The following is a 6,194-nucleotide window of genomic DNA, read 5'->3' on the forward strand; positions in this document are numbered from 1 at the left end:
TTTCCATTTCTGAGCGGGAAATCCACCGTGATGAAGAGGTTGTCGAGTGAATTTAGGAGGAGAATGACAATGGTTAAGTCATCGAAGAAGGCTCTTGCAGTACTTCTGGCTGTTGCTTGCCTGATCACCTTCATGCCTGCTATGGCTTCCCAGTCCTTCGCAGCGAAGAAGCTGACTGTTAAGCCGGCGAAGAAGACGATCTACGTGAAGAAGTCTTTCACGCTGAAGGCGAACCAGAAGGTTAAGTGGTCTGCCAGCAAGTCCAGCCTGAAGGTTGTGAAGCTGACAAGCAAGAAGGCGAAGTCCGTTAAGGTTACAGGTAAGAAGGCCGGTAAGGCTGTCGTAACTGCGAAGGTCGGCAAGCAGACGAAGAAGGTTACGATTACCGTTAAGAAGGCGAAGGCTGCAGTTAAGAAGACTGCGGTAACAGCAGTTGCTCTGAGCGCTGATAACACCAAGGATCCGGCGAAGGAAGTCAAGGTTGGAACGAAGCTGAGAGCTGAAGTAACACCGGAGAATGCTACTGTCACATATCAGTGGAAGGCTGACGGCACAGCAATCGCCGGCGCTACGAAGTCCACATTCACTGTAACAACAGCTGAAATCGGCAAGGCGATCACAGTTGAAGCCACCGGCACAGGCAACTTCGAAAAGACAGCGGTTTCCGCTGCTACAGCGAAGGTTGCTGCGGTTAAGGTTACCAGCGTTGCGATGAAGAAGGCAAATGATGAAGGAAAGTATGTGGACACGTTCAGCACAGGCAGCGCAGCCAATGTAGGCGATTCTTTCCAGCTTCAGGCAGGAACGCTTGAGGGAGTAAACAGCCTTTCTGACGCAGTTGATATTCAGTGGTATCGTAACAGCAAATCTGTAAACAAATCTGATGTTGAGACACCTATTGCAGGAGCTACAACAGATACTTACACTCTTACAAAGGATGATATCGGATACACTGTAACCGCCAAAGTAACACCTAAGGCAGGTGTAACTGTTGCCGGCAACACGAAAGGCGCCAACGAGACCGCTTACCTGATTGCGACAATTGGTAGTTCAACAGGTATCACCGGTACTGTAAAAGCTGTTGTAAAAGTTGATGGTAAGAAAGTCACGAATGCAGCTTTAGGCGCAACTCTGACAGCTGAAGTGACGCCGGCGGATGCTGCCGTAACTTATCAGTGGTATAAGGATGGCGTTAAGCTGGATGGAGCAACATCTGCAACCTACACAGCAAAAGACAAGGGCTCTTACACTGTAAAGGTCAGCGTTGCAACTACAGAAAAGACATACAGTGGAACAGTTACATCCGATGCCGTTAAAGTTGGCGGAGATGTAGTAGGTGCTGCCACACTGAAGACAAGCGACAGTGATAATCTGCTCACAGATGCCGAGAAGAGTCAGTATACATACGCTGGACAGACATTGACAGCAAAAGCTCAGAAGATGGGCGGAGAAATCAATGATGCTCAGTGCAAATGGTACAAGAACGGCATCGAAATTAAGAACGCTACGGCTCTGACTTACTCTGTATCTGGGGATAATGCAGCAGCAGGAGATGCTTTCTATGCCGAGGTTAGCAGTGGTGGAATAACAGTGAAGACAAATACAATCACAGTAAAGGCTGTTCTGTCTTCTGCTTTAACTACTCCAGCCGTAGCTGGAAATGATAAGAAGCTGAGTGTTACCGGTCTGCCGACTCCTGCAAACGCAGTTCTCGGAACTGCATACACAGCAACGGTTAAGGCTGACATCTATGATGATCATGATAACTTTGTGAGCAGCACAAGCATGGATATCACAAGTGTAGATAAGGATGGTGCCGCTACCGTAGAACTCGGAAATGGAATCGTTAACCAGCTGAAGAACGGTTATAAGATTAAGGCACGTGTAGTCGTTAAGGGTGCAGGAAACTACATTGGATCCGCTCAGAGCACAGTAGTGACAGGAACTGCAGCTGTTTCTGAAGGCGTAGCAACAAGCCTCACTTGGCAGTAAAGCAAATTCCTCAAACAAAACGATATCTGAATAATTTCAGAAAAATTCCGGGCGGGAGACCGCCCGGAATTTTTGGTAAGCGTCATAACAACAGCACATATCAAGTGCTTTTGCAGGTTGAGAGAACACTTCCTTCCGTTGACTTCAATATACAATATAAGACATCGGAAGGGAGTGTTTTATGACGAAGAAGGAACGGAAATAGTTTAATGATTACGTATCCTTGCTCAGTCATCAATTCATTCATTATGCATATTCCTCGAATATCGAAAAAAATATAGAAACATTATATAATTTGAAACAGATTATCGAACAAATTATTATTCTGTTTGATATGAATGAAGTTAAATAGTACAATATTTGTGACATAGCATCATTTAGCCATCGAGGTATTAATATGATCAGAGAAACGAGGAATCTGGAATTCAAAAAAGAAGTCACGAATACATTTCTGAAAACGGTAAGTGCATTCTCCAATTATGATGGAGGAAGGATCCTTTTCGGTGTCGATGATGATGGAAAGGTTTCTGGACTGCAGGATACCCGTCGTGCCTGCCTGGATATCGAAAATAAGATAAACGACAGTATTTCCCCTCAGCCCGTGTACACTTTGTCCATCAACGATGAGGACCGGACGGTAACGTTATCGGTCCAGAAGGGCATTCAAACACCGTATCTGTATAAATCCAAGGCGTACAAACGGAGTGATTCGGCAACAGTCGAGGTAGATACAGTCGAACTGAAACGACTGATCCTTCGCGGTGAACATCTTCGGTTTGAGGAACTTCCGGCCGGAGAGCAGAATCTGCAGTTCACAGTGCTGAATGACATGCTGCAGGAGGAAATCGGGATTACCGTCAGTGAGCCGGTACTGAAGACATTTAATCTATATTCAGACGACGCAGGGTACAACAATGCAGCGGAACTTCTTGCTGATGAAAACCACTTTCCGGGCATTGATGCCGCGCGGTTCGGTGACTCCATCAGTATTATCCTGAAACGAAAAAACGTGGAGAACCAATCCGTTCTGACTGTTTTCTACCAGGCAGTAGATCTGTATCGTGACGCATACCAGTACGAAAAAATCGAAGGTATTCATCGTGAAAAAGTGGAACTGATTCCAGAGGACGCATTCCGTGAAGTGATCGCAAATGCCTTGATGCACCGTACCTGGGATGTTCCGCATCCAATCCGCATGTATTTTTTCCCCGATCGTGCAGAGATCGTGTCGCCGGGTGGCCTTCCGGACGATATCACCAAAGAACAATACCTGCGTGGCCAGTATTCATCACTGCGCAATCCGACGTTGAGCAACGTATTCTTCCGCTTGCATCTGGTGGAAATTCTGGGAACTGGTATTCCTCGCATTCGGGAAGCATATTCAGGGCAAGCCGTCCAGCCGGAATTTCTGACCAGCGAGCACACAATCAAAGTTGTTCTCCCAGTGATTCGAACTGATGAGCCGATTACCACAGAGGAAAAGTTTCTGTACGATGCTATGCGTGCGAACGAGAGCCTCTCCATGGCTCAGATAGTGGAACGCACATCGCTGAGCAGGTATAAGGTAAATAAGTTACTTCATCAGTTAGAAGAAAAAGGCCGCATCCGCATACAAGGCGGCGGCAGAAGCACGAGGTACAGCAGGGTGGAGTTCCCCGATTAACTACAAGAATAGGGGATTGGAACAATTAGGAGTACTTTATTATTTGTCCACAATTATTTAAAGGGACTGTCGCACTATAATAATTAGTTGCGTCAGTCCCTCGTGTTTAGGCAAAAAGCGCAATCCCCGGCATCATCCTGATACCGGGGATATTGTAAAATATCACTATTAACTCTAATAATATTCTACGCACTAATTACTTTGCAACTGCTTCGTAAGTCTGTCCGTCAACAGTAACAACGCACTTCAGATTGAGCGAAAGATTAACGCCATCGCTGATTGTTGCAGATTTAGCAGATGCTTCTCCGCATACCTTCCAGTCTTTGGAACCAGCGCTCTGATAGTACCACTGGTACGTAATCGTTGCAGATGTAGCTGCTCCCTTTACCTCAGCTGTGGCAGATTTCTTAGTTGCATCCTTTGTGGCTGTAACAGTAATCTTGTTGACCTGCTTACCTTCATCGTTGAATACAGGTGTTGTCGGCGCAGACGGTGTTGTTGTGTTGCCTGCATCTACCTTAGCATCAAATGCCTTCTGTGCATCCTTGTTTGCTGTAGCGACAACCTTGAAGATAACCTTCTTTGTTGCAGTTGTCTCCAGACCAGTTGTATCCTTTGCCTTAACGGTGAATGTAACTGTTTCCGTCTGACCCTCAACTCTTGGATCGAGGCTGAAGGTCGTCTTATCTGCTGTGAGGTTAGCCTTCAGTGCTGTCTTCGTACCAGCTGCCAGTGTTCCTGCCTTAATCTGTGCATCAATGTTAGCCTGATCAGCAGCTACGTCATACGGAGTTACAAGTGTCATTGCAGAACCTTCGTATGTAGCAGAGATATATGCATACGCATCCTTCAGCGTCATCGGAGCCTGGTGCGTATTCTCGCTTACGTACGGAATGTAAACTCTTGCAATGTCAGCCTTTGTACCTTCGTTATCCTTAACGGTGATAACCGGAGCGGATACGAAGGAAACGGTCAGTCTCTTAGCCTGAGCAGAAGCGCCATCCTTGTCCTTCAGTCCAGTAACAGAAACATACTTAACCTTCGCCATCTGATCCTTTGTCGGATTAGTGTTTCCCAGAGTGAACAGGGTGTTCGTATCAGCATCCTGGAATCTCAGTTCCAGTCCGGCAACAGTTGTCTGGCTGTTAGAAGCCTTTACACCAGTACCATCCTCTGCGTCATCATATGTCAGCTGATCGAAAATCGCTTTCTTAATGTTAGCTGCATTCAGGTCCGCCTTGTCCAGCTTCACTGCAGTTGTAGCGATTGTCGGAGCGTTATTCGGCTGAACTGTCAGCTTAACGTCAGCTGTGGAAGTTCCACCGAGGAAGTCCGTCGCCTTCAGTGTGACAGTGTAGGTTGTTGCTTCAGCAACGCGGATCGCACTCCAGTCGATTGTCTTGCCTTCTGCATTGACAACCTTCGTGATTTCAACCTTGTTCGGATGAACCCATCCCTTGGAGATAGCAACGAACTCATCATATGTTCCCTTGCCGCTTTCGAAGGACTCATAGTCCTCTACGGAAGTAACAGCCTTTTCAATGAATTCGGATTCCGTAATAGTATTTTTCGTGGTTTCCTTGCTCTTGTTGATTGCAACTGCAACATCCTTCGTGTTCAGCTTCGGAGCCTGGTTCTCAACAGTAACGTTGACTGTCTTGGAAGCCTTCTTGCCCTTTGATTCATATGTGAATGTCACCGGGTATGTTGCTTCTGTGTAATCAACGCCGTTGTAGTGGTTGGTCTTGATGATTCTCTTGACGATCGGCTCACCAATCTTGACATTATCTTCTGTCAGAGTGGAAGTGACGTCCTTACCATCAACTGTGACCTTGACCTGTTTCAGCAGTTCAGCCTTTGTCAGATCAGCCTTCTTCTTGTTGAGTCTTGTAGCAAGACCGTATTCCTTAGTTACATTTGTTGTGTCGATGACGATCGCATTCTTCGTAGCAGCCTTGATGTTGAAGTTCCAAACAACCTTTTTCTTCTTGTTGGACTTAACATATGCTGTTACGGAAGCCTTGCCCGGCTTCTTGAAACGTGCCAGGTAGCTGTCCGGACCCTTCTTGGAAAGGGTAATGTTAGAATTGCTTGTCTTCCACTTCACAGCAGTCTTTGCCGGCTTAACCTTATAGCGCAGTGTCCAGTACTTGCCCTGCGTTACAGTGTTCGTCTTGCTGCCCTTGTGATAAACCTTCGTGATTTTTACGGTCTTCTTCGTCTTCTTCGCTGCGAAGGACTGGGAAGCCATAGCAGGCATGAAGGTGATCAGGCAAGCAACAGCCAGAAGTACTGCAAGAGCCTTCTTCGATGACTTAACCATTGTCATTCTCCTCCTAAATTCACTCGACAACCTCTTCATCACGGTGGATTTCCCGCTCAGAAATGGAAATTTCTGCAACGAGAAAATAACCTTATGACGATAGCCATGCGAAAAGGAATTGTTCATGCGGACGGGTGCATGAAGTTGCGCAGCAGCGGATCGACGAATTGGATTCCGGGGATGGAAAGCCGCAGATTTCAATGGTTTCAGAGGGGT

2 protein-coding genes and 1 pseudogene are annotated in these 6,194 nt (G+C 46.6%); 2 read left to right on the forward strand and 1 reads right to left on the reverse strand.

The features are described 5' to 3' along the window. Positions 1 to 1,992 (forward strand): annotated as a pseudogene (locus BLQ24_RS09685) (hypothetical protein); the annotation flags it as partial. A gap of 397 nt (positions 1,993 to 2,389) precedes the next feature. Next, positions 2,390 to 3,655, forward strand: coding sequence for an RNA-binding domain-containing protein (locus tag BLQ24_RS09690; protein ID WP_242869637.1), 1,266 nt, complete (start codon positions 2,390 to 2,392; stop codon positions 3,653 to 3,655). Positions 3,656 to 3,851: 196 nt separating this feature from the next. Here BLQ24_RS09690 and BLQ24_RS09695 read toward each other — a convergent pair whose 3' ends face one another. Further along, the gene (locus BLQ24_RS09695; protein WP_090164727.1) at positions 3,852 to 5,978 is read right to left on the reverse strand and encodes a hypothetical protein; all 2,127 of its coding nucleotides are present in this window, start codon (positions 5,976 to 5,978) and stop codon (positions 3,852 to 3,854) included. Positions 5,979 to 6,194: the final 216 nt, after the last annotated feature.

This window comes from Eubacterium pyruvativorans (assembly GCF_900102225.1).
In the GTDB taxonomy this organism is placed as follows: domain Bacteria; phylum Bacillota; class Clostridia; order Peptostreptococcales; family Anaerovoracaceae; genus Aminicella; species Aminicella pyruvativorans.